Here is a 26,872-nt window from a genome sequence, read left to right on the forward strand (position 1 = left end):
GATAGAAAAAAAGATCCGCTCCAAAAAGGAGCTTCGGATCTTGTTACAGTGTAAGAACGTGACCTCCATCGAAGAAATAGAGCGCACGCCCTTTCACTTTCGTTTTTGTAATTTGTTCAACCGCTTTTGTATACAATTCGATTTGTGTTTCATACCTTTTTTGCAGAATCGGAGCCGCGCCTTCAAATCCGTTCCGGAATTTCCCCTCTATCCGATCTGTTTTATAGTCCAGCAAATAGAGACCGTCCGCAGTTTCGTAGAGGCAGTCAATAATCCCTTGCACGAGCAGCGGTTCACCGGCCGTTTCGGCATCCTTGTACACCTCGCCGGCCGGAAGCGCCATACTGAACGGCACTTCCCGATCAATCCGCAGCGCCCCGAGAAGGTCTTTCCCGATTTCAGTTTCGAAAAACTGAACAATTTCTTCTATATCAATGGCTTCCTGCTGCTCTTCTGTCAGCAGCTCTTTTTCGTAAAGCATCCGGACCGTCTGCTCCGCTTCTTCGGCAGTCGGAACGTGCGTCAGCGGTATGTGCTGCATCACCGTATGCATCGCCGTCCCTTTTTCGGCGGCTGTCAGCCCTTTTTTCATCATAAAACCGGGACGCCTGTATAAAAGCGTGTCTCCTGACGGTTTGATGAGAGAGCGGCCGCTGTATTCATCCTCGTATTCTTGCTTTCTCTTCAGCTCAGAAACTGACTGCTTCGTTCTGATAGCCGTCAGCTCTCGGTACGGATATTCCCATTCAAGCAGACGGCGCGCCTGATCATCAAATGAAAACGAATCAGGAATCGGCTCGCCCTGCTGAATCGCTTTGAGACGTTTGCTCTTTTCTTCTGCACGTTCTTTTGGATTCTCTTCCAGCAATTCACTTTGCTGCAGCATCCGGATGTGAAAACGCGACGGGTCGCGCGCGATATCCTCAGTCGAAGAAAGTCCCGGCGTCCTGTGCGCCTCCATGTCACGGTGGCGGATGAGCGCAGGCCCGATAAAGTCCAAATAAGATGACGCCTGATAGCGGTCGAATTCAGAAAGAAGCCAATCAGCCCGGTCTGCTTGCGCCTGCCATTTGGCCAGCTGTTTTTCCCGGTTTTTGCAGGAACCGACGAGAAACAGCTTTTCCTTCGCTCTGGTCAGCGCCACATACAATACACGCAATTCTTCGGATAAGAGCTCTCTGCGCATCTTTTTCTTCATCGCCACAAGCGGAAGAGTCGGATAGCTGATTCTGAGTTCCGGATGAATGTACTTCGTGCCGAAACCGAGCTCTTTATCAAGCAGGTATGATTTGTTGAGATCCATCATATTAAAACTTCTGCCGAGTCCGGCGGTGAAAACGACGGGGAATTCAAGTCCTTTGCTGCTGTGGATCGTCATCAGCCGAACGACATCCTCCTGCTCGCTGAGCGCCCGGGCCGTCCCCAGATCATCGCCGCGCTCCTGCATCCGTTCAATGAACCGCAAAAAGCGGAATAACCCGCGGAACGCCGTCGCTTCGTACGAGCGCGCCCGGTCATACAAGACGCGCAGATTGGCCTGGCGCTGCTTTCCGCCAGGCATGCCGCCTGCATAGTCAAAATATCCGGTATCGCGGTATACTTCCCAAATCAGCTCAGACACCGAATGATTCGTCGAAAATGACCGCCACTTTTGCAGACTGTCATAAAAGGTTCTCAGTTTTTGATACAGGTCATCATGCCTGTCACCGTTCGCTATATATGCTTTAAGCGCTTCATAAAACGGCGCTTTTTTCTTTTCAAGGCGTATCAGCGCAAGTTCATTTTCGTCACATCCGACGATGGGCGAGCGCAGCACGGAAGCAAGCGGAATATCCTGATACGGATTATCAATCACCTTCAAGACTGAAAGCGCCGCAGCCACCTCCACGGCTTCAAAGTAACCCGACGTCAAATTGGCGTACACCGGAATGCCCTGGTTTTTCAGCTCTTCCATTAATTGCGGCGCCCACGGCATGGAGCGCAGCAAAATTACGATATCCCGGTACTGGATATTCCGGTGTGTTTTTGTTTTGCCGTCATATACCTTAAACGGAGATGAGACAAGCTTTCGGATCTCCCCGGCTATCGCTTTCGCTTCCCAATGCACGGTTTCAAAGTCTTCGGCATCCTCGGAGCTGTCTGCGCCATCAGCGCTGTCAATGAGCAGCAATTCCGTTTTTGCCGCGTCATTCGGCGGATACGATGCGCCGAGCTTCAATGCCGCCTGTTCATCGTAGTCCACTTCGCCGATTTTTCCGCCCATCAGCTGCTTAAACAAGAAATTCGTACTGTCCAAAATATCGGAGCGGCTGCGGAAATTTTGGTTCAGATCAATTTTCTGCCCCGCGCCTTCCCCGCTTTCTGTAAACCTTTTATATTTCCCGAGAAACAGCAGCGGCTCAGCAAGTCTGAAACGGTAGATCGATTGTTTGACGTCGCCTACCATAAACAGATTTCCCGCCTCTTCATTCCCGCTTTTAACAAGCTGCAGGATAGACTCCTGCACAAGGTTCGTATCTTGATATTCATCAACCAGAACTTCATGGAACTGGTCTTGATAATAAACGGCCGCTTCGCTCGGCACCCGCCGGCCTTCTTCATCAACCGCAGTTAAAATCGCCAGGCAGTAATGTTCCAAATCTGAGAAATCAATAATTGATTTTTCTTGTTTCGCCGCTTCAAATCGTTTTCCGTACGATATCACGAGCTGAACGAGCGTTTCGATGACAGGCTTCATATCTGCTAAACTCTTTAAGTGATCTTGCGGACTTCTTGTAAAGTAATCTGTCTTTACCTTTTCGATCAGTTTCTTCGCGCCGTTTCGCAAATCGGTCGCTTCGTCCAAAAGCGCTTTGTCAAATTCATCACCCTTTACCGCCTTCGCCCGCTTAAATGAGACTGCGGGAACCCGTTCATACAGCGCATCGAAGTCATTCCGGCAGCTGATCAGCTCTTCTATCTGCTGAAGGTCATCCAGAAAATTATCAGCGCGCGGGGCCGGCCCGCCGGGCGCTTTTGTCAGTTCAAGCGCCTTTTCAAGCTTTTGCTTTGCCCCGAAGAGCGCCATTTCAGCATCTTCTCTCACATATTGGTAAAACGGAAGCTCTTCCATTTTGCTTTCTTCCGTCACGTCATACAGGCGGACAAAGCTTTGCAGCCACGCTTCCGGGTCAGGATGCGACCGGGAATACTCGTACACCCGTTTGACAAGGTCTTGAAGATCCAGATCATGCCTGTCTGTCGTATACCTGTCCGCAAGCTCAAAAAACGCCTGATTCCCTTTTGCGTATTCATCTTCAAACAGCTCATCAAGCACTTCGTCTCCGAGCAATTCGCCTTCCGTCTGGTCAGCCATCCGAAAACCGGGGTCAAGATCAATCATATAATAATATTTTTTAAGCACTTGCAGACAGAAAGAGTGAAGCGTCGAAATGCTCGCCCGATTTAATAGAGAGAGCTGCCGTCTGATATGCAGAGATCCCGGATTTTTGGCGAGCTCTTTTTCTAATGCTTCCGCGATCCGATGCTTCATCTCCGCTGCTGAGGCGTTTGTAAAGGTCACCACAAGGAGCCTGTCAACATCAACCGGATCTTCTTCCGCAGTTATCTTTCTGATCATCCGTTCCACAAGCACGGCCGTTTTACCTGATCCGGCTGCGGCAGCGACCAAAATATCGCGGCCGGAAGAAACGATGGCGTTCCATTGGTCATCCGTCCATATGCTGTCTTTCGGTTTAGGAATTTGCATCATCATCCGCCTCCTTCTTCAGCCAATCCAGTATGGTGCCGTCTTTTTCCGCTTTCAGGCTGCGGTATTCATTTTCCTTAAGCGACTCATCAAACTGGCACACCGATTTAAACGCACAGTACGTACAAGGCGTCTTATCTTTCAGCTTATACGGGGTAATGGACACAAGCCCGTCCGTTATCGCTTCGCCCGCCTGTTCAAATGTCCGCCGCACATGGTCTGTCAGCAGATGAAAGTCCTGTTCACTGACCGCGGCTGAGTCGGATCTTAAAGACCCGTCCTTTTTCAAACCGGCATTGACGATATTTGAACGCCCTTCCTCCAAGGTCGTGTCCATCAGGCTGATCGCCTCCCGGTCACCGAGGAGAAGGCCTTTCATCTTAAATTTCTTGAAAATTTCCTGCTCGATTTCATCAAGCCCCATCGGCAGACTGGCCTGAACCATCGGATCATGGATATGGAAATACAAAACGCCTGCCGGGGTCGCTTTCATGCCGAGCCAATCCGCGGAATGTGTAATCGATAAGTCAAGGTATGTGAGCATTTGCAGAGCGAGCCCGTAATACACCTCAGCTAGATCAAGCCCCCTGTCGCTTGATTTATAATCAACGATTCTCAGCAGCAGGCCTTTTGAACTTTCCGCTTTATCCACGCGGTCGATCCGTCCGACGAGTTCCATCGTACAGCCGTTTTCCAGCGTGAAAGTGAGCGGAGGCAGCGGCCCGCTTCCGCCGAAACCGAGTTCAAGACCGACCGGGACGAAACCGCTCGCCTTCGCATGCTCGCTTAATATGCCAGAAACACGCGTGACGATCTTCTGCAGTTTTTCCTTCACGTAAAAGTGTCTGTTTGAGCTGAGCAGAATCTCTTTTTGCAGCTTTGGCGCAAGCCGTTCCACCGCTTCATAGGAGAAATTCCGGCACTGATCTTTCGTCAGATCGCGCCATTCCAGCTTCTGCTCACGAAGCCGGTCTGAAATCAGCTTCAGGCTGGAGTGAAACAGCTGGCCGATATCCGGCGCTTCCAGCTTGAAAAACTGCCGCTCTTTTAATTGAAGCCCGTGAGATGCAAAATGAGAGAACTGGCAGGCATTAAACGCCTCCATCCGGGAGACGCTTCCTTTAATATGCTCGCCGTAAAGCTGGCGCGAAACAGGGCGTTCAAGACGCTTCGCCTCATTACGGAAAAACAGGCTTGAAAACAGCTTTTTCGCGCGCTGTTGATCAGACTCTTTCATCAGCACATTGTATGCGCTCCACCATACGTCACTGATCTCGTACTCTCTTGTCCACAGCCTGAGCTGACTTGCCGTATATGTCTGAGCCACCTGTTTATTGACGAGATACTGAAGCTGCTCTTCTTCGCTTACCTGCTCGGGATCAGCCGCTGACAGCTTTTCCTGATGATCGGGAAACAGCTCGCCAAGCCTGTTTACAACGATTGACGGCAGGAGCGTTTTTCCTTCCGCATCGGCAATCGGGTATGACACATAAAGACGGTCAGACGGACTCGACAGCGCCATATAGATGAGAAAATGCTCATCAAGGAGCCGCTCACGCCCCGCGGAAGACAGCTCCACTCCGACCGCTTTCAGCCACTCCCGGTCATCATCAGACAGCACGCCGTTTTCATCCGGGCGCGCCGGAAGAACGCCGTCATTGGCCCCGATGACGAATGTGCAGGACGTGCCGTACATTCTTGAGAGATCCATATTCCCTACAAATACTTGGTCAAGCGCAGGAGGAATTAAAGAAAAATGAAGCGATTCCGTTCCCGTTTCAAGCATTTGCTGGAACAGCTCCAAAGATATTTTATCTTCACCCATCATGCCGGCAAACTCCTCGAGAAGCTGGATAACGGCATCCCACGCCTGGCCGTGCTGCTGCGCTTCGATCATGTTTCCGGCCTCTTCGGCCCGCTGCCTTTTCCGGTCCAGCTTCAGGGGAACATCGGTATCTTCCAAAAAGAGATAAAGAGCCTCCGCCATGCTTTGAACCGTTTTCGCTTTTTTCATCCGGTTTTGAAGCCGGACAAGGGGCGCGGCCATCCACTCTCTCGTCTCATTCAGCATGTGTTCCATCTCTATTTCCTGATCCGTCTGCGCGAAATCCTCATCGAGCGATACGAAGCGCCTGTATACAAACCGCTCGCCGCTCGTCCAGCGCTCCCCTTTAACGCCGTAGGCGATACAGTAATTTTCAAGCTGATCGACCTGCTCTCTTATTTTCTGCTCCGGCTGATCAAGCGGGAATAACAGTTCGGTTTTCGCACAGCGGAACACCGCTTCATATCTCCAGTTCCCCTTCACGACATCGAGGCTTGAACGGATGAATTCAATAAGCGGGTGATGCTGCATAGAAGCTTTTCCGTCAATAAAATAAGGAAGCCCGTAATCGGCAAACACTTCCTTCAGCAAATCTTTATAATCTTCCGGCTGACGGATGAGAATCGCCATATCTTTGTACCGGTATCCTCCGTCCCGGACAAGCGATTGAATTTCCCGGGCAATACCTTCAAGCTCAGCTCTTCTGTTTTGCGCCTGCATGACGGTAAAAGCTTCCTGTCCGCCGGTATACGCCGCGGCGGGACGCACATCGTACTGCGACTCTATACAGGCAAGCTCCGGCGCATGCTGATGCCGCTTCGTGCCATGCAGTTCCTTGCAGGAAATATCAGCATTCAATTCCTTTGCCGTCTGATAAAGCTTATAGTATGTGCTTCCCGTCATTCTGAACAGATCGAGTTCATCCGGTGCCTGTTCCGCCGAAGGGCTGTCCGCCGTCAGCGAGAATGTGACATGTTCAGCATGCATGATCAGCTGCTCCAGCACCCTTAATTCCTGCGGCGTAAATTGATAGAATCCGTCGACGTAAACACGGGCGCCTTTTACAACGTCCGCCAAAGGAATCTGCTGAGCGAGCAGCGTCAAATAATCCTCTGAATGCAAATAGTGTCCGGCGAGGCTTCTTTCCATCTGCTGATATAAAATGCCTAAATCATGAAGTTTTTCAGACAGCATCCGCTCTCCGCGATATTCTGACGCCGTTCCGCTTTCCGCCATGCGGCGGACGTCTTCAGGCTCAATACAGTACCGCTTAAACTCTGTCAGCATCCGTTCCACCTGCTCAGTGAACCCGGTTTTGTCACTCGCTTTTTGATACACTTTAAACTCGTGCTTATGTTCTTCAATCAGTTTCCTTAAAAGCATCTGCACACCCGTCGTCGTCACAAACGGGCGGTTCATGCCCCCGGTATGCTGAAGCACGCGCCACGCCAAACGCGAAAAACTGAACACTTGAGCGCGTATCATGCCGCCGATATCCGGCGTTTTAGCAAGCTCATATTCCATTAAAAACGTCATTTGATCCGGGACTAGAAAAATGATCGGTTTCCCGAACGGCTCCCGGCGCAGTTCATCTTGAATGCTGTCGATAATCAGCCTCGTTTTCCCACTCCCCGATCTGCCTACTAAAAACTCAACACCCAAATTAAAAGACCCCTCTCTTTTTATCTTTCTACATTTTATCGAAAGTTGACGAAAATGACCAATCTCATCTGCTGGTAAAAACGGGATGACTGTTTTAAAAAATTTCGTTTTTGACCAAAATAAAGAAAAAAGGACTAATGATGATGTCAGAATATCCCGAAGTAATTGTACGGACGGCTCTGTCGTTCAGCATTCTGTTTATCGGCGCCCGGATACTCGGTAAACAAACCATTTCACAGATGACGCTTTTTGATTTCATTGCGGCCATCTCGCTCGGCGCCATCACGGCAAATCTGTCGTTTAATACAAAGCTGCCGATTCATTATAATGTCATTGCCTACATTATTTTCGTGGCAATCATTTACCTTGTCGCATATCTTTCTATGAAAAACAGGGTTCTTAGGGGTTTCTTTGCAGGCAAACCGACCATTATCATTCAAAACGGTAAAATACTTGAGCATAATATGAAAACGATGCGTTATACCATCGACTACTTGAACCAGCAGCTGCGTGTAAATGACGTATTTGACATTTCTCAGGTTCAGACTGCCATCATTGAAACAAACGGCAGCATGTCAGTGGAGGTCAAACCGGAATTTGCGCCCGTTACAAGACAGGATCTCGGCATCTTTGCCGGACATGAAAAGAACTTTGCCGTTGAGCTGATTATGGACGGCCGGCTGGTGGTGAAAAACCTGGAGGAAAACCACGTATCGGAAAAATGGCTGAGAGAAGAATTGGACAAGAGAAACCTCAAACCGGAAGACGTCGTATACGCTGTTCGCGGAAGCAACGGCCGGCTTTTTGTCGACACATACGACGACCATATTACATCGCCGCTAGATCAAGAATAAAAATGACATCCGCACATGTCACGGGCTGCCGCCGTATAATACCCTATAAACATCCGGGGGTGAGTCCAATGCACGAGAATTTTTTTCATTATACAGCCATCTGCAGTGACGATTCTGTGCTTATCAAGGATCTGGTAAAATCCATAAACGGTGAATACAGCGCTGTGATTTGCTACTCAATATTAGCCGAAAAAGCGCCGACCGCAGAAATCAGAAGACGAATCGAACATATCAGAGAAGAAGAAGTGCGCCACCTGCACGCTTTTTCTTCTCTGTATACGTCAATTACCGGAAAACAGTTGACGCCGAAACAGACGGAGCATTGTCCGCACACATACAGAGAAGGACTGAGGGCGGCGTTTTATGATGAGCAGAAAACGAATGATTTTTATTTGCAGGCATCCGATAGAGCGGTGCATCCGGAAGCGAAGCGGTTATTTGCCCGCACGGCATTTGACGAGCAGCGTCACGCCGTCTGGTTTTTATACGATATGGCCCACTCTCCTTTCCAACATACAGGGGGAACGGTATCAAACGCGCCGAATACAAGCTACACCGAGGTAAATACCGGAAAATAACGGTTCAGGCAGATCACGCTCCCCCGCCGGGAGTCTTCAGACCGCAGACAAACCCCGTTCTTTCAAAATGAGAGAATGGGGTTTACTTTTCGAGCCGTTTTTATACTCCCTCCAAACAATGGATAACTTCTTCATTGTATAATCAGCAAAAACCCTTTATAATAAAATAAACCAACCGGTCGGTTTTTAAGGAGCCGAACCTCATTTGGCGGAAAGGATCTGTGTGAAGTGACAAATACAAAAGGCGGTGCCGGAAAGAGCGAAAAGACGAAGAACAGGCTCGTATCCGCTTCGCGTGACTTATTTGCAAAAAAAGGATATTCAGAAACATCGATTCGGGATATTTTAGAGGCGGCCGAGATCAGTAAAGGCAATCTATATCACCATTTTAAAGGAAAAGAGTTTCTGTTTCTTCATATCATGGAAGAGGATCACCGCGTGATGATTGAGACGTGGAGGGAAATGGAAGCTGATCTGAAAGATGCTGCCGAAAAGCTGACGGGCTTTGCGGAGCTGCTCAGCGGGATGAGCATTAATTACCCGCTTATGAGAGCAAGCGAAGAGTTTTATGCGAGTGCGTTTACGTCAGAGGAGGTCGTAAAGCGGCTCAACAAAATTGATATTGAATATGACGATGTGATGAGAGAGATCTTAGAAGAGGGAAATCAAGACGGCAGCTGGTCCATTCATCATGTCGAATCAAAAGTGAAAATCCTGCTATCCGTCTTTTACGGTTTAGATGTGTTATATAAAAACGATACCATTCAGCAAAGAATCGAATTGCAAAAAGAAGCCATCTCTGTGTTTATTCACGGAGTCATCAATGCTGATCAACAGAATCAAGACAGCTGACAAAGGAGAAACAACATGCAAAAACCGATCAGAGAACAAAAGGCTGTACTCATCATCTTATTAAGCAACATATTTATTGCGTTTTTAGGCATCGGATTGATCATTCCCGTTATGCCGCTGTTTATGAATGTGATGCACTTGACGGGCAGCACAATGGGATACCTTGTCGCTGCCTTCGCCGTCGCGCAATTAATTGCATCCCCCATGGCGGGGAGATGGGTTGACCGCTTCGGCAGAAAAATCATGATTCTCGTCGGACTGTTTTTATTCGCATTATCCGAACTGACCTTCGGATTGGGCACACATGTCTCCATTTTATATTTCGCAAGGGTGCTGGGGGGCATCAGTGCCGCTTTTATCATGCCCGCTGTTACAGCGTATGTCGCAGATATTACGACGGTGCAGGAAAGATCGAAGGCGATGGGCTATGTATCTGCCGCCATCAGCACAGGGTTTATCATCGGGCCCGGCATAGGAGGATTTATTGCCGATCACGGCGTTCGTATGCCGTTTTTCTTTGCGGCGGGAATTGCATTTATCGCAGTGATTTCCTCTGTCTTTATGCTGAAAGAGCCGTTAACTAAAGAAGAACGCGCAAAGCAGCTGGAAAGCGTCAAAGAATCAACCTTCTTAAAAGATTTGAAAAAGTCGATTCATCCAAACTACTTGATCGCCTTTATCATCGTTTTTGTTTTGGCATTCGGACTGTCGGCGTACGAAACGGTATTCAGCTTATTTACAAACCATAAATTCGGCTTCACGCCAAAGGATATCGCCATTATTATTACGTTCAGCTCCATTGTGGCGGTCCTCATTCAAGTGCTCGCGTTCGGCAGACTTGTCAACTTCCTCGGGGAGAAAAAAGTCATCCAGCTTTGTCTGGTCATCGGCGCTGTGCTGGCTTTCGTTTCTACGGTGATGTCAGGATTTTTGCCCGTGCTCGCTGTCACTTGCATCATTTTCCTTGCGTTTGATTTACTGCGCCCGGCACTGACTACTTATCTATCGAAAATCGCAGGAAACCAGCAAGGGTTTGTTGCCGGTATGAACTCAACATACACGAGTTTGGGCACCATTTTCGGCCCGGCTCTGGGCGGTATTTTATTTGATATGAATATTCATTTCCCGTTTCTGTTCGCAGGTGTGGTTTTATTTCTCGGTCTGGGATTGACCTTTATGTGGAAAGGAAAAGCGGGCGAGGTTTCGGAGTAGGGTGCACTCACCCATCTCCGGAGCTTTTTTTATGTTTGTGATAAGAAAAATGAATGGATTATGAGAAATAATTCATTATTTATTTATCTCAAAATCTATACTATAGTAATAGTAAGGTTAACGAGCTTAACAATTTAATATGAATGTTTCAGGAAGAAGGGTTTTCATTGAAGAAAGACAAACATCTCCTTACGGATATCTGGTTTATTCTCATCAGTGCGGCAGGGGGGTTTCTTCTTTCGCTTACAGGGATGTCGATCGCCTGGATGCTCGGAACGCTGGCCGCCGGCTGCATCCTCTCCATGACGAGGCCCCGCTGGCTGTTCATGGCGCCTGACAGAAGAGGGATTCACCGCAGATGGCTTGCGGCGGGACAAATGATCCTCGGCATCGAACTCGGCCAGAAACTGAACCTGTCCGTTCTGTCGGTTTTACGGGAGCATTGGCTTCCAGTAGGCTTCATGCTGATTTTCTCTATCGTGATGGCCCTTGTTTCCGGATATGTGCTCTTTCGGTTCAGCCGGACGGACATGATGACAAGCTTTGTAGGCACGGCGCCGGGCGGTTTATCCGCCATGCCGGGTATCGCCCAGGAAGTCGGCGCAAACACCGCGATTGTAAGCCTTATTCAACTGACGCGCGTCCTTTTGGTCGTCATGACAATACCGTTTCTCGTCATTTTCTTATTTACCAAACAAAACGGTGCGGCTCAGACATCAGCCGGAGCCGTTTCGGCAGGAGCTTCACATCCGGGCCTTACTCCCGTCTTGTTAACGGCCGGATTTATTTTGGCTGCCTGGCTTGCAAGCAAAGGCGCAAAACGGCTGAAATTCCCCGCCCCTTGGCTGCTCGGCAGCATGATCGGCGTTGCTGCTGCGGAAATCGGCGTGTCCGCCTTGGCGGGCAAAGACATGCTGGCCTGGTGGCCGCCGGAAGCGAACCAGCTGTCACAAATTTTTCTCGGCACCACAATCGGATCAAAAATGTACAAAAGCATGTTCACCGGCGTGACGAGAGTGCTGACCGTCGGATTTATTTCTTCCGTCGGATTAATCGCCGCCATGATTCTGAGCGCGGTTGCGGTTTCTAAATTAACGGGCATCTCCATGATTACATCTGTTCTCGCCTTTTCTCCCGGCGGAATCGCCGAGATGGCGGCGACTTCGATCACCCTGCACGAAGACTCGACTTTCGTCGTCGCGGTTCAGGTCATCCGGATCGTTCTCGTCATCGCCATGCTTCCGCCTTTCTATCGGCTGCTGCACCACCTTTCTCAGCTGAAACGGGCACACGGCGAAAGAGGCCGGGCAGAAAGAGGAACATGATCTGAATAAAAAACACGCATCCATATGCGTGTTTTTTATTTGAACAGCTCTCCGCCGCCATTTACAGACCGCCAGTTTGCTGAAAGATCACGGAACAGCCGTTCAGCAAATAACAGTTCTTCATCTGTATAGCGGTCTAAAAACGCCAAGAGCCGCTTTTTTATCAATTCATGATATTCATGATGAAGGGAATGCAGCTCTTTCCCGGCAGGAGTCAGCCGGAAATAGACTTCTTTTTTATTGTCGCTCAGCCGGGTCCTGCGCAGAAAGCCGGCTTCCAAAAACTTCGCGCAGCTTCTCGACACGGTCGGCTTTGTCGTCTTCATTTTTTCCGCTATTGACGTGACATTGATCGGTTCATGATCTCCGATACACGACAAAATGTGAATTTCCGTCAAGGTCAGCTGTAATTTTTTCCCTTTTTCTTCACGGAGTTCGTCCATCCGTCCGGCCAACGATGCCCTGATGTCCTCCTGACACCTCTCCTGCTCCTGAAAAATATCTGTCAGCCCTTCAAGAATCATGTGTTTTGCATGGTCTGGCTGTCTTCTGTCCAACTGCTGAGTCACCCTTCCGTATTGATTGTTTCTTTTACTATAACGTTTTGTTACAGAAGAAACAATCACACAGGCGCATAAAAGGGTATCAGATGAATCCCCATCTCTCCAAACCGGCCAGAACGGCTTCTTCCGCTTCGCGTCCCGAGCCGCCGGCTGCCCATGCCGCGTGTCCGTCCGGCCGGATTAAAACGGTGTGGACGTCATCCCAATCGGCACGTGTTTCAGCAAGCTCCGCCTTGACAGCTGCCACACTGTCCGTATCAATACCGGCGGGAATGCTCCCTCTTAATGACAGAAGCACAAAGGCGCCCTTATGAAGAAAATCATACAGCCGGGCCGGCCGCCCATCATGAAGGGTCAATTCGATATCCGGCAGACGTTTTCCGTTCAGGGTATGCGGCGGCAGCTCCGCATCCGGTTCATAATGCAGATCAAGCGCGGATACTTTTCCCGCCAATAAACGGTTGGACTCCTGAACATCCAGCAAATCGGTCATCGTTTCTCTTAATGCCATCCCCGACTCGGTAAAATCCATGAGCTTTATCTGCGTTTTGATATTGTGCAGCACTTCTTTTCCTGTGCTGTGCCTTTCCTGATGATAGCTGTCCAGAAGGTGAGGCGCCGCTTTCCCCTTCATTTGCGCCGCCAGCTTCCAGCCGAGGTTGAAGGCATCCTGAAGCCCCGTGTTCAGGCCTTGGCCGCCTGCGGGAAAATGAATGTGCGCCGCATCCCCGGCCACAAAAACCCGGCCGGAGCGGTACTGCTCAGCCTGACGCTCGGCATTGCCGAACCGCGACATCCATACCGGATCACTCAATCCGAAATCAGTGCCGCATATCCGCTGCAGGTCTTCTTTCAGCTCATTTTCGGTGACCGGCTCTTCCTTACGCTTTTGCGGGGCGTGCGGAGAAACGATGAGGACGCGGAAAAGTCCATCCGTAAGAGGGACAATCACAACCGATCCCTCCAGGCGGCACGTTGAAAAAAAGGAAGATTCGGGCGGATGTTTCAAAGCGGCATCACAGAGGGCTCCTGTTAAGTCGGCATCAGTGCCCGAAAAAGCGATGCCCGCCTGTTTCCGGACAATGCTCCCCGCTCCGTCTGTACCCGCGGCATAAAAGCTGTGAAGAGTGCGGATACCGCTTTCGTCCCGGAACACCGTCTCCACTCCGTCATCCGTCTGGGTGACAGCCACCGCTTCCGCCCCGCGGATGATGTCTGCGCCGAGACTTGATGCATACTCCTCCAAAATCCGCTCCGTTTCTGCCTGAGGCAGCATTAACGAATAATTCTGCTTCGTATCCAGCCGAGAAAAATCCAGCCGTGTATCCAGCATGGAAAAATGGCCGGAAGACACCTTCGTCCCTTTTTCCAAAAAGCGTTCCAATATGCCTCTCATGGCTAAAAGCTCAAGTGTGCGCGGATGCATGATAAGCGCTTTGGAATATGGCACCGTCTTCTTCAATCGTTCAATGACAGTCGTTTTCACTCCGGCCAGCGCCAGTTCTGATGCAAGCATAAGCCCGACCGGACCTCCCCCGATAATGGCAGCCTGTGTTTTCATCTCATCAGCCCTCTTTCATATTTTTGTTACGAACGTAACAAAATCACTAAAAAATAAACGCCTCTTTTTTGTTTCGCGCGTAACAATTTTCATTATAGTCTTTCCTCTGCTTTTTGACAATCATTTCTGAAAAAAAAGACGCCGTTCACTTGGCGTCTGATTCACTGATGACTCCGACAATATCTTTATCCTTAATCGGACCGAAATGACGGCTGTCGAGGCTGTATATGCGGTTGTCGCCAATAACAAAGTATTGTCCCTTCGGTATGCTTTTGCGACCGGTCGTTTCCTTCAGCGTATAATCACCGGTCACATGGCTCCCGGCGGACAATGATGACTTTAACGGTTTTAAAAACGGTTCCGCCACCCGTTTTCCATTCACATACAGCTGATCCTCCCTGTATGCGATTGACTCGCCTGGGAGCCCGATAACTCGTTTGATCAGCACTTTGCGATGCGGGCCTTTAAACAGGACAATATCGAAACGGCGGATCTTTTTGTAACGATGGGAAAACTTGTTGACCAGCAGCTCATTTCCTTGTTTAAAGGTCGGATTCATGCTGATTCCTTCGACTTTATAATCAATAAAAATGGCATTCTTTAATTGTATGGCCAAAACAACGATAAGCACGCCGGCTATAAACCAAAATCGTTTTTTCAAGATTCCTGTCTCCCTCCGTCTTTCTCATGCTGACTGATTCTCGTCTGTAAACGCCGTTCGATATGCTTTCCGGCATACCACAGCACCCCGATCACCGTTATGGCGCCCGCCATCCTGAAAGGCTGTGTTATGAGTGCGTGAAGATCATACCCGATAAAGCTGATCATAAAGATCATGACCATTTTCCCCATGGCGGCTGCTGATATAAACTGCAGCGCCCCCACCCGTGACAGACCGGCAACGATATGAACCGCAGCGGACGGCGTAAAGGGGAAGCAAAGTAAAATAAACAGCGGACCGAAACCGTGCCGCTCAACCCAGAGCATCATCCGCCTTATGGTCTGATGCCTGCGGATGAAACTGAAAGCTCTTTTCTGTCCGAAACGGCGGACGGCATAAAACATCAGCATCGATCCTGCCGCAGACCCGAGCCATGACAGAAAAAAACCTTCCCACAAACCAAATGCATTCGTATTCGCCACCACAAATACAACGAGCGGCAAAAACGGAAGAAACGCTTCAATAAAAGGCAGTACAGCCGCAGCCGCCGGGCCGAAAGCTCTATAGCTTTGGAACCATTCCGTCAGCTGTTCCTCAGTCAAATATGATAAAAATTGCTCCAACGTTTATACTCCTTAACGAGTTTGTCTATCCTTATTCTACACATTATCTCCAAAAAACGAAAATGTTTACGAGATTTTCCGACTTGAAATATCGTGCAAGCGAGTATAAAATAAGAACAAACGTTCTCTTTTTTTAAGAAAGAAGGAGTATTTATGCCTGACATCCGGAGCGGCACCCGCGATCTCATCGAAAAAGGGCTGTTTCTGCCCATGGCGGCTGCCATCCTGAACCGGGACCTCGAAGCGCTTGATTCGTGCCCGTTCAAATTAAAACAACCCTATAAACAGCTTATCGGCTGCTCTTTAAAATTAGCACAAAAGGATTTGAGTGATGTTCGAAAAGAGTTAAGAAAGCGTAAAATTAAAATATACGAAGCGGAAAGAGACGAAGCATTTACCCTTTATATATGCACCATTAACGGCTATGAAGAAAAACACCGTTATTTCAACCCGAGAATACGGGAACAGGTAACCGCCTTATTGGAATACTACCTGTCTCTTGCGACCATTTAAAAAGCAGCCGGGACTGCTTTTCCTTTTCAGTCGATAAATTTCAGACTATTCACACTATACATTCGACATGATTTTCTTTATAATCGGGACACGCTGTTTTCAATGAAAAGGAGGAATGTTATGAAACTGATTCATGTTCTCGCCGCCCTGCCCTTTTTCGGAATTCTCGCCGGCATTCCATTTGCCAACCGGGTGACGCCTTATGTTTTCGGAATGCCTTTCATTCTCGCGTATGTCGTCATCTGGGCGGTGCTGACTTCCGTTCTGATGGCCGCCGTTTACAAATTGGACAAAGAAAACAAGGCGGGTGAGGCGGAATGAACGCAGCATTTCCCGTAATGGCCGCCGTGCTCCTGTTTTGTGTATATCTCGGAATCCGGGCCCGAAAAGGAAAAAATATGGACCTTGAACAATGGACGGTGGGCGGACGCGGCTTCGGCACGATGTTTGTCTTTTTATTAATGGCGGGAGAAATATACACGACCTTTACATTCCTCGGCGGAAGCGGATGGGCTTACGGAAAAGGAGGCCCCGCCTTTTATATTATCGCGTACGGCTGCCTTGCCTACATTTTGTCATATTGGCTTCTGCCAGCGGTGTGGACTTACGCCAAACAACACAAACTGATGTCGCAATCAGATTTTTTCATTTCAAAATACAACAGCCCGCTCCTCGGCATTCTCGTATCGCTCGTCGGCATCGCATCCCTCATCCCCTATCTCGTCCTGCAGCTGAAAGGACTCGGATTAATTGTTTCAGCAACGTCATACGGACAGATTCCGCCCTCAGCCGCTGTCTGGATCGGCGCTGTCTCCATCACGATTTATGTGATGATATCAGGAATCCACGGTTCAGCGTGGATATCAGTCGTTAAAGATATCATGATTTTAGGCATCGTCCTGTATTTAGGCATTTATCTGCCCATTCATTACTATGGCGGGTTTACGGAGATGTTCAAACAAATTGACGCCGCAAAACCCGGTTTTCTCACGCTGCCGGAAACCGGACAGAGCGTTTCCTGGTTCAGCTCAACGGTTTTGCTGACCGCCCTCGGCTTTTATATGTGGCCCCATACATTTGCCGCTTCCTATTCGGCGGAGCATCCGCGGGTGTTTCGGAAAAACGCGATCATCATGCCTCTTTATCAGCTCGTCCTGCTGTTTGTCATCTTTACCGGATTTGCGGCGATTCTGCAGGTGCCCGGTTTAAAAGGGGCGGACACGGATCTCGCCTTATTAAAGCTGTCTGTGAAAACCTTTGATCCCTGGTTTGTCGGACTGATCGGATCGGCGGGCATTCTGACGGCGCTTGTACCCGGTTCAATGATATTAATGGCCTCAAGCACGCTGTTCGCCAAAAATGTGTACAAAGCCATTCTGCCCGGCACGACTGACGAAAAAGTCTCACGGCTCGCAAAATACGCCGTACCCGTCATCGCGCTGATATCTGTATATTTTACGCTGAAAGGCGGAAATACCATCGTCACCTTGCTTTTAATGGGCTACAGCCTTGTCACCCAGCTTTTCCCCGCCCTCTTATTCAGCCTGCCGAAGCGGCGTTTCATCACAAGCCACGGCGCTTTTGCCGGCATAACGGCCGGGGTCGGAACGGTGGCCTTCATTACACTGACCGAATCAACCATCGGAACCCTCTTTCCGTTTCTTCCGCAGATCGTTAAGGATATGAATACAGGCATCATCGCACTGGTTCTGAACATTGCCGTCATGTTTGCAGTCAGCGCCGCAGTCAGAAAAAAACAAATCGGCGCAGCCGAAAAGGCGGCTTAAATGGTAAGATAGCGGTAAGATACACGAAAGGGGAAAAACGCATGATCATGACAACGACCGAAACCGTTGCCGGAAAACAGATTACGGAAGTGAAAGGCTTGGTGACAAGCAGTATCGTCCAGTCCAGACACATCGGCAAAGACTTGCTTGCAGGCTTAAAATCTGTCGTCGGCGGCGAATTGAAAAGCTATACTGAAATGCTGGAAGACTCCAAAAAAGCGGTGAAAGAGCGGCTGATCAGAGAGGCGGAACAGCTCGGAGCGAACGCCATCGTCGGCCTGCGGTTCGAACTGACCGCAGGACAGAACACATCCGAATTAATCGGATACGGAACCGCCGTCACCGCCGAATCCATTTAAAAAAACAAGCCTCTTTAAAGAGGCTTGTTTTTTTATTTCTCACATGCGATATAGTCTTTATCTCGGTCAAGTCTTTTATTTGCATTGTAAAGCGCTTTTGATACATACGGCTTGTACTTTGTTCTGCCGCCCTTGTTTTTCACTTTCGACGATTTGGCCACGCCGCCCTTATACACCTTATTCAGCGCCTTGCAGTTTTGATACGTTTTTACCTTTGTTTTCGCTTCTGCCGTCTGCCCCGCTCCGTATGAACAACCGAACACCAGACCGAAAGACAAAAGCACAGCTGCCGTCTTTTTCATTTCTATCCTATCCCCTTTCCTGAATCATGCTGTATTGCTGAACATATCATAGTTCAAATAATCTCCATTTACAAGATAAATAGGAAAATAGTTTTAATTTACGTCCGCCCGTATATCTTTTATGGAATTTTCCCCAAAACCTTTTATAATATGAATTGATAGCGCTATCTGACTATGATGATAGGAGGAGAAATGATGATGAAAAAAGGGCTTCTTGCGGGTGTTCTCACTTCAGCCGTTCTATTCGGCGCATGTACGGCGGATATTCCGGGGTTGATCAGTCCCAATACGGCGGAAGCGGCGTCCCAGCTCAGCAAAGGAATCGGCGGAAGGGCCTACCTGAACAGCACGGGCTCAGTTCTCGTCACGAAAATTCAGCTTCCAAGCTCGATTCAGGTGTCAAATGGGACAGCCTATATTTACTCAGGATTTACCGGAGGCACAGAGGCTGATATCGGACTTCAGTACAGTGACACCTATCATGTATGGAAACCGATCATGAAAGTCGGTTCAAAGGGACAAGGCCAGGTCCGGTATCTGGAAGGAGAAAGCCAATTCACCTATACGAAAGGCTTCCGGCCCGGCAGCACCGTACAGCTGACCATTTACAAAAATCTGAACGGCAATACCCGCGCCACATATTGGGGCACGAATAATGACGGATACACCGGCCGCATCATCTCAGAACTCGCCCAAACAAATGTAGGCTCTGTCTCAAAATGGAAAGCGCTCGCCACCGTCGCGGTCACATCAGAGGATCAGCGCCCTTACATCAAATCAAACTTCTCAACAGCCTTTACGAACATCACGATCGACAATAAAGCAGTCACACCTGTGATTGATACACAGGATTTTGCCAAATTGACAGTGTCAGGCAGCAGCGTCAGCATGTCTGTCGTCAAATAAAGAATGTTGAACGCACGATTTCTGACATCGTGCGTTTCGTGAGGGTCTGCCGGATACGCAAATCCCTTATTTTTCGGATGACGTTTAATAAACAAACTCTGTTACATTCAAAATGTCGATTTCTATATAACAATTAGAGGAACCTCATTTGCTGAGGTTCCCCGTTATTCTCCAACTCACGCACCGGTTAACTTCACATACTGTCAGCCGGCTCAGGGCTGTCCAATTTTAGTTAGAATATAGCTTTAACAGGTCTTGTGCCGGAAAACGATCTGCATCGTTCGCCTCAACAAAATATGCCAACTGCCATTTTTGTGTTTCGATAGCTTGTTTGCTGGTGGGATTTTCCCATTCAGGGTATACTCTAATTGCCATTTTCCCTTTTGCAGCGGCTGTTTTAAGGATATTTTGCTTTACAAGAACTTCTTTTGGAAAAACAAATTGTCCAAAATGATGATTACTGGCAAAAGTATTGATAACCAATAAATCAGCAGCTTTTTCATATGAAAAGGCTTGGTTTTTACCATCTCCGTCTTTTTCCCAAAAAGCAACAAACTGTCCTATCTTGTTTGGCGTTATTTTTGCGACTCTGAATCGAACTGATGTTGAATTCAGTTGAAACATACCGGCCCCATACTCTGAGTTTTGAGCTTCTTCTTGAATATCATGTATCGTTAAGTGATTTGGTTCATAAAAAATTTTATTTACATATGTTAACGCCTTATAAAATTCATTCACTGCTTCGTACTCCTTATTTTTTATAGTACGTCATCCATTGCTTCTTGATTAAAATGGGCTGATCATGTGTTTCCAATAAAAAAACAGCCCTCCTCAGGGTTGTTTTTTAACATTTCTTTCATTATTTCCGCCAAAATACTGAGCAGTCCGCCTTATCCTGAATATTGAATTGAATCATGCGTTCAAGCAGCTCATAATGCACCGGTTCAGTCCATTGAATTCTGAACAAACGGGAAGTGGCGCTGTAGCCGGCACGGGCAATGTCGTCGGCAAAATGCGCAATTCCCGCTTCTTCGGGGGAAACACTTACATGATGCTTTGCTGCCGCAAAGCCGATAATAAAGGTGCCGTGATCGGTAAACATTGGCGTGTTCCACTTGATCTGCGCTTCTAAGTTCGGAAATTGGTCAGCCGTCCACGACAGGATTTCCTCCATTCGCAGACGATGATCAGGGCTGTCGATACTTGATAAATAGTCTTTGAAAACGTCCATGTCTTCCTCCTTCAACATCACGTCCGCTAGCGCCAAAACCCCGGATTTTCAGCTTTTTCCTTGATGTTAAATTCGATGATCTTCTTAAGCAGATCATAGTGCACCGGATCAGTCCATCGAATTCTGAACAGGCGCGAAGAAGCGCTGTACCCGGCTTGAGCGATGTCATCGGCAAAATGCTCCATCGTCTCTTTTTCAGGCAAAATGCTCAAATGATTTTTTGCCGCGGCAAACATAATGATATAGGTGCCGTGATCGGTAAATGTCGGTTTGTTCCACTTGATCTGCGCTTCTAAATTCGGAAATTGGCCAGCCGTCCACGACAAAATTTCCTCTGCTTTGAGACGGTGATCCGGGTTATCGATTCCTGATACATATTTTGCAAACACATCCATGCCCATCTCTCCTAAAATGAAATATCATTACTCTTTACATCATCATAGCCAACAGACGGACACGATACAACTCTGCCCGGGCATGTAAATCGAAAAAAGCCCTCCCCAAAAGGAGAGGACCCGTCCCTTCACATCACAGCTTTCTCTAATATCTCTCCCCCAGCTCCCGCAAAATAAAGTCGTAGATCATTCTTGTCCGCTCTTCTTTCGGATACAGCATGAATTCCTGCCGCTTCGGGATATGACTGCCCATCCTGTCCTGAAAAGTGGTTCTGAGATAGGCGGTTCTGTAAACCTGATTTTCAAAAGAATGATAGGATACTTCCAGTTCCATCGTTTTGCCGTTTGAGAACGTGACCGCTGTGTCATCAAATGCCGTCGGTTGAAAATCTTTAACGTGCACATGCGATATCCAGCCGCATTGAGGCCTTGCAGAAGAAAGTGTAGGGAATAAAAAGATGTGATTTGAAGGGTCCACCATAATCGGCGGCTTGTGAGAAATTTTAATCGCTTCATATGTTCCCGCTTTTCTCCCGGCATAGCTGGAGCCAAAGTAGCGGCAGCTTCTGTCGATGATGTGAATCGGCTTCATGTTGACATACAGAATGCAGTCTTTTTCAATGACCTTCGACCCCATTTTACCGTCTATTTCCTCAGGCAAAACAGCGATGGTTGAACGATTTACTTCATAGCTTTCTAAGGGTGCGTGTGTTTTCTGGCACATGATGTGCAGCCTCCAATCCTTTTCTTGAAAATTTATACTAATAATCTATCATCTGTCATTAGAAAACGACAGGTTTTTTTTGAATATAGCTAAAAATCACCTTTTAAAGCTGTAATTTAGTCTTAAATTACTATTTAAATATTATTTTTCTTTTTCATTTCACCTCATTTATACAATGATCATTTTCGTTTTTTCGTCAATTTGCAGGATATGTCGATATATTTCCAAGTATTAGTTGTCTAAAGATTATAAAAATTAATTGATTTTTCCGGCCGTTATCCATATACTATAAAAAAGGCATTGGGGGGATTCTTTATGAAAGAGAAAAAGTCGTACACTGAGCTCATGAAGTCCCGCAACACGCAAAAAGCAAACGAATTCGATGTGACAATGGCCGATATTTACATTCAAATGGTGCTTGATGAATCCTTGTATAAACGCCGGATCGCCATGCTGACAATGCAGATTAATAAGGCGCTTGATGATAAAAATAAAGAAGCGTTCCTCACGCTTTCAAAAGAATATGCAGCACTCAAACAGAGTGAATAAGCCAATCCATATGGATTGGCTTTTTTTACATTATCCGTTTACGATGGTGCCGCCGTTCACATGAATCGTCTGTCCCGTGACATAGGAAGAATCATCGCTTGCTAAGTACAAATAGCTCGGCGCCACTTCAACAGGTTCTCCCGGGCGCTGCATCGGCACGTCTGAGCCGAAGACTTCCACTTCCTTCGCCGAGAAGCTCGCCGGGATCAGCGGCGTCCAGATCGGCCCCGGCGCCACTGCGTTTACCCTGATGCCCTGAGTGACAAGAGATTGGGAAAGAGATCTTGTAAACGTGACGATCGCCCCTTTTGTCGCTGAATAGTCAATCAATGTTTTGTGGCCTTTATAGGCGGTAATGGAGGCCGTATTAATGATTGAACTTCCTTTTTTCAGGTGAGGGAGCGCGGCTTTCGTTAAGTAAAACATTGAAAAAATATTCGTCTGAAACGTTCTGATGAGCTGGTGGCTCGTGATTTTCTCAATCCCCGGCTGTACGTGCTGCTCACCCGCGTTGTTGACCAGGATGTCAATGGAAGGAAAGGCTTGGCCCGCCTGGCGGATGACATCGTTGCAAAAGGCTTCGTCGCCGACATCCCCTGCGATCAGCAGACACTTCGCCCCCTCTTTTTCTACATATTGCTTCGTCTCTTCGGCATCCTGATGCTCATCAAAGTAAACAATGACCACATTAGCGCCTTCCTTCGCGAATAAAACGGATACGGCGCGGCCGATCCCGCTGTCTCCGCCCGTGATGATCGCCGTTTTCCCTTCAAGTTTTTTCGCCGCTTTCGGTTTGTCAAAAACGGGGCGCGGGTCCATTACATATTCAAAGCCCGGCTGCCGGTTTTGATGCTGCGGCGGCAAGGTTTTCTTCTTCTGATTAGCCATTTTGATCACTCCTTTACATTAATTACTATATTATGAGTAATTTGAGCATCTTATACGAATTTCATGTATGAATAGAGTCTTATTGGAAAAATTAAGAATATACAACAGAGGAGGTAAATCTGAATTGACTACTTTTTCAAACGAGGAACCGGCTTCCTATTGGAAAGCAACAGCTGACATTCCTACCTTTCCCGCCCTCACTGAAGATACGGAATGTGACGTTGCGGTTATCGGCGGAGGAATTACGGGCCTGACAACGGCATACGAACTGACGAAAAGAGGTTTCCGTGTCGCTGTCATTGAAGCAGACCGGATTTTAAACGGGACGACCGCGGGCACGACCGCAAAAATCACCGCCCAGCATGATTTCATCTATGCCGATCTTATTCAGCAGATCGGCCTGACCAGCGCAAGGCTGTATTTCGAAGCCCATCTCCGCGCCATGGAAGACATGAAGCAGATTATGCAGGACCTTTCGATTGAATGCAGACTGGCTGAACAAGACGCATATCTTTACACCAATACAGAATCAGGCGTCAAAAAAATCCGCAGCGAGCAGGAAGCTTATACCAAGCTCGGTATTGAACACGAGCTTGTGAAAGAACTTCCCGTCCCCGTTGATTGCAGGCTCGGTCTCGCCATGAAGAATCAGGCGCAATTCCATCCGCTTTTATATGGCGCGGCGCTCGTCAAAGAGATCGTTAAAAACGGGGCGCGGATTTTTGAACAGACGGCTGCGATCGACATAAAAAAAGAACCGCAGCCGGAAGTGGTCACGAAAAACAGACACGGCATCAAGTGCAGCTACATTGTCTGCTCTTCCCACTTTCCTTTTTATGACGGAGGCGGGCTTTACGCCGCCAGAATGTATGCCAGCAGATCCTACGTACTCGCGGTAAAACCGAAACAAGCGTATCCGGACGGGATGTATCTCAGCATAGACAAGCCGTCCAGATCACTGCGATACACCGATTTGAACGGTGAAAAACTGGTTCTTGTCGGCGGCGAAAGCCACAAAACAGGCCAAGGAAAAGAAATGTCCGAGCATTACGAAGCGCTGAAACAATTTGCGGAAAACACAATCGGGGTTGAAAGCATCCCATATCATTGGTCTGCACAAGACCTTGTCACCATTGACAAAATTCCGTTCATCGGTCCCATCTCAGGCGATGAAGAACATATTTTGGCGGCGACCGGTTTTAAAAAATGGGGCATGACAAGCTCAGCGCTCGCCGCGAAGCTTTTGGCTGATCATATTCAAAACAAAAAGAACCCGTTTTCCGGCCTGTTTATTCCGTCACGCTTCCACGCAGATCCGGGACTGAAAAAACTGATTTCTTATAATGCCGACGTGGCCAAACACCTTATCTCAGGCAAACTTGAGAGGCCGGACGCTTCACCTGAGACTCTTCGGCCCGGGGAGGGAAAAATCGTAACGGTAAACGGCAAACGGGCCGGCGCCTATAAAGATGAAAAAGGCTGTCTGCATCTTGTCGATACGACATGCACCCATTTGGGCTGTGAGGTTGAATGGAATGACGGCGAACGGACGTGGGACTGTCCTTGTCACGGGTCCCGGTTCACACCCGACGGCGGGGTTGCCGAAGGTCCCGCCATCAAGCCGCTGAAACGCCTCACCCAAGATTGACTAAACCATTCTGTACGAATGGTTTTATTTTTTCTGCATTAAAATATTTTTATCAGATTCCTTCATTCAAGTTCCTTCCATACCGATAAAAAGAAAAAGAGAATATCTGGGGGAACTTATATTGTTATTTAAAAAAGACCGCAAAAAAGAAACAGCTTATTTTTCAGAAGCCGATGAAAAAAAACGCATCGCGCTTTCAAATCAATATGCAGATGTCCAAAAACAGCTGAAAATGGTCAGGCTTGGAAACGAAGAACTTCATGTGCTTGAAGAGCTGCAGCCGTTAATTAAAGAACATATCTCAACAATCGTCGATTCCTTTTACCGAAATCTAGATCACGAAAAATCATTAATGACGATCATTAATGACCACAGCACGGTCGAGCGCCTGAAAAAAACATTACGGCGTCATATCCATGAGATGTTTGCCGGCACGATTGATGATGAATTCATTGAAAAAAGACAGCGCATCGCTTCCATCCACTTGCGGATCGGCCTTGAACCGAAATGGTATATGGGAGCGTTTCAGGATCTGCTTCTGTCGATGATGAACATATATGAAGCAGCAATCCCGGATTTGCATGAGCTTTTAAAAGCGATCAAAGCGACGACGAAAATATTGAATCTTGAACAGCAGCTCGTCCTTGAAGCATTTCAGAGCGAATATAACTGCCAGCGTGACGAACAAGAGGAAAAGAAAGCCCGTCTTCATCAAAAAATCCAGGAAACATCCGGATCACTCGCTGATTTGTTTTCAGAAACGAGCAGAGCCGTGCAGGAGCTGGTCGATAAATCCGAGGGCATTTCCGAGGCGTCAAAAGCCGGCACCGTCACTTCCGTACATGTCGAAGAAAAATCAATCGGCGGGAAAAAAGAGCTTGAAAGCCAGCAGAAGCAGATGAATAAAATCGACGCCAGCCTTCTGCAGATTGAAGAAGAAATGGACAAGCTGAATGACATCGCCCAGCAGATCGAAAAAATCTTCGGCATCGTGACGGGGATCGCCGAGCAAACGAATCTCCTGTCACTCAACGCTTCAATAGAATCTGCGAGAGCCGGTGAGCACGGCAAAGGGTTCGCCGTTGTCGCGACGGAGGTAAGAAAGCTTTCAGAGGATACGAAAAAAACCGTTTCCACCGTATCAGAGCTCGTGAACAATACCAATACACAAATCGACATCGTGTCCAAACATATTAAAGATGTAAACGGACTTGTAAGTGAAACGAAAGAAAAAATGGCGCAGATCAACCGTCTGTTTGATGACATCGTGCAAAGCATGAAAACGAGCAAAGACCAGACAGGCAAAATCGACGTTGATTTGCAGGCCTTTCTCGGCGGCCTTCAAGAAGTCAGCCGCGCCGTTTCCCACGTTGCATCTTCCGTTGATTCACTTGTTATCCTTACAGAAGAATAAAGATAAACCGACCGGCCTTTTTCATAAAGGGCCGGTCTTTTTAATGTTAACCCAAAATATAATAGAGTTGACATATATAAAGACTCGCTTTATTGTATAAACATATTTTGATAAGCTGGAGGAATACATAATGAAATTGACAGAAATGATGCATATTGCCGTGTTTACCGCCATTATGGGACTTTTGGGGCTGCTCCCGCCGCTTTTCTTATCCTTTACGCCGGTTCCGATTACGCTCCAGACGATCGGTGTGCTCTTATCGGGAAGCATCCTAAAACCGAAAGCGGCGTTTTTAAGCCAATTGCTGTTTTTGCTGATTGTGGCATGCGGAGCGCCTCTCCTTTCAGGCGGCAGAGGCGGGTTCGGGGTTTTTTTCGGGCCGAGCGCCGGATATCTCATCGCATATCCGCTGGCGGCATTACTGCTGAGCCTCAGCATCCAAGGCCTTCGCTCAGCTGCTGTCCCCCATTTGTTTATCAGACAGTTCTTGTTCGGCGTGCTGTTTTTGTATGTCATCGGCATTCCCGTTCAGGCTTTTATGATGCACATTGATATCTTGACTGCCGTAAAGCTCAGCCTCATCTATGTGCCCGGAGATCTGCTTAAAGCGGCCGCAGCCTCATTCGCAGCCGTAAGAATCAGAAAAACTCTTCAAGCAAGCCGGCTTTTGCCGACGAAAGGAAGCTGATTTT

Annotated in this window: 26 protein-coding genes and 1 pseudogene; 15 read left to right on the forward strand and 12 right to left on the reverse strand. The window is 48.0% G+C overall.

Annotation, left to right across the window (positions count from 1 at the left end; all coding sequences use genetic code 11):
- Positions 1 to 43: 43 nt before the first annotated feature.
- Together addA and addB are read right to left on the reverse strand one after the other, a co-directional pair.
- On the reverse strand, positions 44 to 3,748 hold the full coding sequence (addA, locus tag HWY38_RS11440) for a helicase-exonuclease AddAB subunit AddA (RefSeq protein ID WP_224181943.1): 3,705 nt from the start codon (positions 3,746 to 3,748) through the stop codon (positions 44 to 46).
- Entirely contained in the window at positions 3,735 to 7,235 is a 3,501-nt protein-coding gene (gene addB / locus HWY38_RS11445; RefSeq protein ID WP_224181873.1) for a helicase-exonuclease AddAB subunit AddB, read from the reverse strand. The genes addA and addB overlap by 14 nt, the downstream gene beginning before the upstream one ends.
- A gap of 140 nt (positions 7,236 to 7,375) precedes the next feature.
- On the opposite strand from addB, the gene HWY38_RS11450 reads away from it, so the two are divergent.
- The 5 genes from HWY38_RS11450 (at position 7,376) to HWY38_RS11470 (ending at position 12,056) form a co-directional block, all read left to right on the forward strand.
- The gene (locus HWY38_RS11450) at positions 7,376 to 8,089 is read left to right on the forward strand and encodes a DUF421 domain-containing protein (protein WP_007610502.1); all 714 of its coding nucleotides are present in this window, start codon (positions 7,376 to 7,378) and stop codon (positions 8,087 to 8,089) included.
- Between the two features lie 68 nt (positions 8,090 to 8,157).
- Positions 8,158 to 8,667 (forward strand): ferritin-like domain-containing protein, encoded by a 510-nt coding sequence (locus HWY38_RS11455; protein ID WP_224181874.1) that lies wholly within the window; start codon positions 8,158 to 8,160, stop codon positions 8,665 to 8,667.
- A 228-nt stretch (positions 8,668 to 8,895) separates the two neighbouring features.
- Complete coding sequence (locus HWY38_RS11460) at positions 8,896 to 9,519, forward strand: TetR/AcrR family transcriptional regulator (protein ID WP_224181875.1); 624 nt, start codon at positions 8,896 to 8,898, stop codon at positions 9,517 to 9,519.
- Positions 9,520 to 9,534: 15 nt separating this feature from the next.
- A complete protein-coding gene (locus HWY38_RS11465; RefSeq protein ID WP_224181876.1) occupies positions 9,535 to 10,731 on the forward strand; it encodes an MFS transporter in 1,197 nt (398 codons plus the stop codon).
- Positions 10,732 to 10,898: 167 nt separating this feature from the next.
- Entirely contained in the window at positions 10,899 to 12,056 is a 1,158-nt protein-coding gene (locus HWY38_RS11470; protein ID WP_224181877.1) for an AbrB family transcriptional regulator, read from the forward strand.
- A 35-nt stretch (positions 12,057 to 12,091) separates the two neighbouring features.
- Here HWY38_RS11470 and HWY38_RS11475 read toward each other — a convergent pair whose 3' ends face one another.
- The 4 genes from HWY38_RS11475 to HWY38_RS11490 all read right to left on the reverse strand — a co-directional run bounded on the left by HWY38_RS11475 (position 12,092) and on the right by HWY38_RS11490 (position 15,464).
- Positions 12,092 to 12,613, reverse strand: a complete 522-nt coding sequence (locus HWY38_RS11475; protein ID WP_224181878.1) for a MarR family transcriptional regulator — start codon at positions 12,611 to 12,613, stop codon at positions 12,092 to 12,094.
- Between the two features lie 88 nt (positions 12,614 to 12,701).
- Complete coding sequence (locus HWY38_RS11480; protein WP_224181879.1) at positions 12,702 to 14,180, reverse strand: monooxygenase; 1,479 nt, start codon at positions 14,178 to 14,180, stop codon at positions 12,702 to 12,704.
- A 145-nt stretch (positions 14,181 to 14,325) separates the two neighbouring features.
- A complete protein-coding gene (lepB, locus tag HWY38_RS11485; protein ID WP_224181880.1) occupies positions 14,326 to 14,841 on the reverse strand; it encodes a signal peptidase I in 516 nt (171 codons plus the stop codon).
- Positions 14,838 to 15,464, reverse strand: a complete 627-nt coding sequence (locus HWY38_RS11490; protein ID WP_224181881.1) for a TVP38/TMEM64 family protein — start codon at positions 15,462 to 15,464, stop codon at positions 14,838 to 14,840. The genes lepB and HWY38_RS11490 overlap by 4 nt, the downstream gene beginning before the upstream one ends.
- A 153-nt stretch (positions 15,465 to 15,617) precedes the next feature.
- On the opposite strand from HWY38_RS11490, the gene HWY38_RS11495 reads away from it, so the two are divergent.
- The 4 genes from HWY38_RS11495 (at position 15,618) to HWY38_RS11510 (ending at position 18,123) form a co-directional block, all read left to right on the forward strand.
- Complete coding sequence (locus tag HWY38_RS11495) at positions 15,618 to 15,977, forward strand: hypothetical protein (RefSeq protein WP_029325958.1); 360 nt, start codon at positions 15,618 to 15,620, stop codon at positions 15,975 to 15,977.
- 120 nt (positions 15,978 to 16,097) lie between these two features.
- A complete protein-coding gene (locus HWY38_RS11500) occupies positions 16,098 to 16,298 on the forward strand; it encodes a DUF3311 domain-containing protein (protein WP_007409181.1) in 201 nt (66 codons plus the stop codon).
- Positions 16,295 to 17,764: a sodium:solute symporter gene (locus HWY38_RS11505; RefSeq protein ID WP_029325959.1), complete on the forward strand. Its 1,470-nt coding sequence runs from the start codon at positions 16,295 to 16,297 to the stop codon at positions 17,762 to 17,764. The genes HWY38_RS11500 and HWY38_RS11505 overlap by 4 nt, the downstream gene beginning before the upstream one ends.
- A gap of 41 nt (positions 17,765 to 17,805) precedes the next feature.
- A complete protein-coding gene (locus HWY38_RS11510) occupies positions 17,806 to 18,123 on the forward strand; it encodes a YbjQ family protein (RefSeq protein WP_003155166.1) in 318 nt (105 codons plus the stop codon).
- Between the two features lie 32 nt (positions 18,124 to 18,155).
- Here HWY38_RS11510 and HWY38_RS11515 read toward each other — a convergent pair whose 3' ends face one another.
- Complete coding sequence (locus HWY38_RS11515) at positions 18,156 to 18,425, reverse strand: excalibur calcium-binding domain-containing protein (RefSeq protein WP_003155168.1); 270 nt, start codon at positions 18,423 to 18,425, stop codon at positions 18,156 to 18,158.
- A 195-nt stretch (positions 18,426 to 18,620) separates the two neighbouring features.
- On the opposite strand from HWY38_RS11515, the gene HWY38_RS11520 reads away from it, so the two are divergent.
- Positions 18,621 to 19,331: a YrpD family protein gene (locus HWY38_RS11520; protein WP_029325960.1), complete on the forward strand. Its 711-nt coding sequence runs from the start codon at positions 18,621 to 18,623 to the stop codon at positions 19,329 to 19,331.
- Positions 19,332 to 19,559: 228 nt separating this feature from the next.
- On the opposite strand, the gene HWY38_RS11525 is transcribed toward HWY38_RS11520, so the two are convergent.
- The 4 genes from HWY38_RS11525 to HWY38_RS11540 form a co-directional block, all read right to left on the reverse strand.
- Positions 19,560 to 20,069: a MepB family protein gene (locus HWY38_RS11525; protein ID WP_130571192.1), complete on the reverse strand. Its 510-nt coding sequence runs from the start codon at positions 20,067 to 20,069 to the stop codon at positions 19,560 to 19,562.
- Between the two features lie 121 nt (positions 20,070 to 20,190).
- Positions 20,191 to 20,562, reverse strand: a complete 372-nt coding sequence (locus HWY38_RS11530) for an iron chaperone (protein ID WP_044802770.1) — start codon at positions 20,560 to 20,562, stop codon at positions 20,191 to 20,193.
- Positions 20,563 to 20,588: 26 nt separating this feature from the next.
- Positions 20,589 to 20,957, reverse strand: coding sequence for an iron chaperone (locus HWY38_RS11535; protein ID WP_012117235.1), 369 nt, complete (start codon positions 20,955 to 20,957; stop codon positions 20,589 to 20,591).
- A 145-nt stretch (positions 20,958 to 21,102) separates the two neighbouring features.
- On the reverse strand, positions 21,103 to 21,681 hold the full coding sequence (locus HWY38_RS11540; protein WP_224181882.1) for a competence protein ComK: 579 nt from the start codon (positions 21,679 to 21,681) through the stop codon (positions 21,103 to 21,105).
- Positions 21,682 to 21,996: 315 nt separating this feature from the next.
- Here HWY38_RS11540 and HWY38_RS11545 point away from each other — a divergent pair, with 315 nt between their 5' ends.
- Positions 21,997 to 22,230, forward strand: coding sequence for an IDEAL domain-containing protein (locus tag HWY38_RS11545; RefSeq protein ID WP_007610478.1), 234 nt, complete (start codon positions 21,997 to 21,999; stop codon positions 22,228 to 22,230).
- Between the two features lie 30 nt (positions 22,231 to 22,260).
- Here the strand turns inward: HWY38_RS11545 and HWY38_RS11550 are convergent, their stop codons facing one another.
- Positions 22,261 to 23,118: an SDR family oxidoreductase gene (locus HWY38_RS11550; protein ID WP_007610477.1), complete on the reverse strand. Its 858-nt coding sequence runs from the start codon at positions 23,116 to 23,118 to the stop codon at positions 22,261 to 22,263.
- Positions 23,119 to 23,242: 124 nt separating this feature from the next.
- Here HWY38_RS11550 and HWY38_RS11555 point away from each other — a divergent pair, with 124 nt between their 5' ends.
- From HWY38_RS11555 to HWY38_RS11565, 4 genes and pseudogenes are all read left to right on the forward strand, one after another.
- A complete protein-coding gene (locus HWY38_RS11555; protein ID WP_105937903.1) occupies positions 23,243 to 24,766 on the forward strand; it encodes an FAD-dependent oxidoreductase in 1,524 nt (507 codons plus the stop codon).
- A gap of 232 nt (positions 24,767 to 24,998) precedes the next feature.
- Positions 24,999 to 25,373 (forward strand): annotated as a pseudogene (locus HWY38_RS19270) (protoglobin domain-containing protein); the annotation flags it as partial.
- A 9-nt stretch (positions 25,374 to 25,382) separates the two neighbouring features.
- Positions 25,383 to 26,180: a methyl-accepting chemotaxis protein gene (locus HWY38_RS19275; protein ID WP_374058408.1), complete on the forward strand. Its 798-nt coding sequence runs from the start codon at positions 25,383 to 25,385 to the stop codon at positions 26,178 to 26,180.
- Between the two features lie 130 nt (positions 26,181 to 26,310).
- Positions 26,311 to 26,868 carry a biotin transporter BioY gene (locus HWY38_RS11565; protein ID WP_003155185.1) on the forward strand — a complete coding sequence of 186 codons (558 nt, stop codon included), beginning with the start codon at positions 26,311 to 26,313 and terminating at the stop codon, positions 26,866 to 26,868.
- The last annotated feature ends 4 nt before the right edge of the window (positions 26,869 to 26,872 follow it).

Origin of the sequence: Bacillus sp. KS1 (genome assembly GCF_020075515.1) — a bacterium.
GTDB lineage: Bacteria > Bacillota > Bacilli > Bacillales > Bacillaceae > Bacillus > Bacillus velezensis.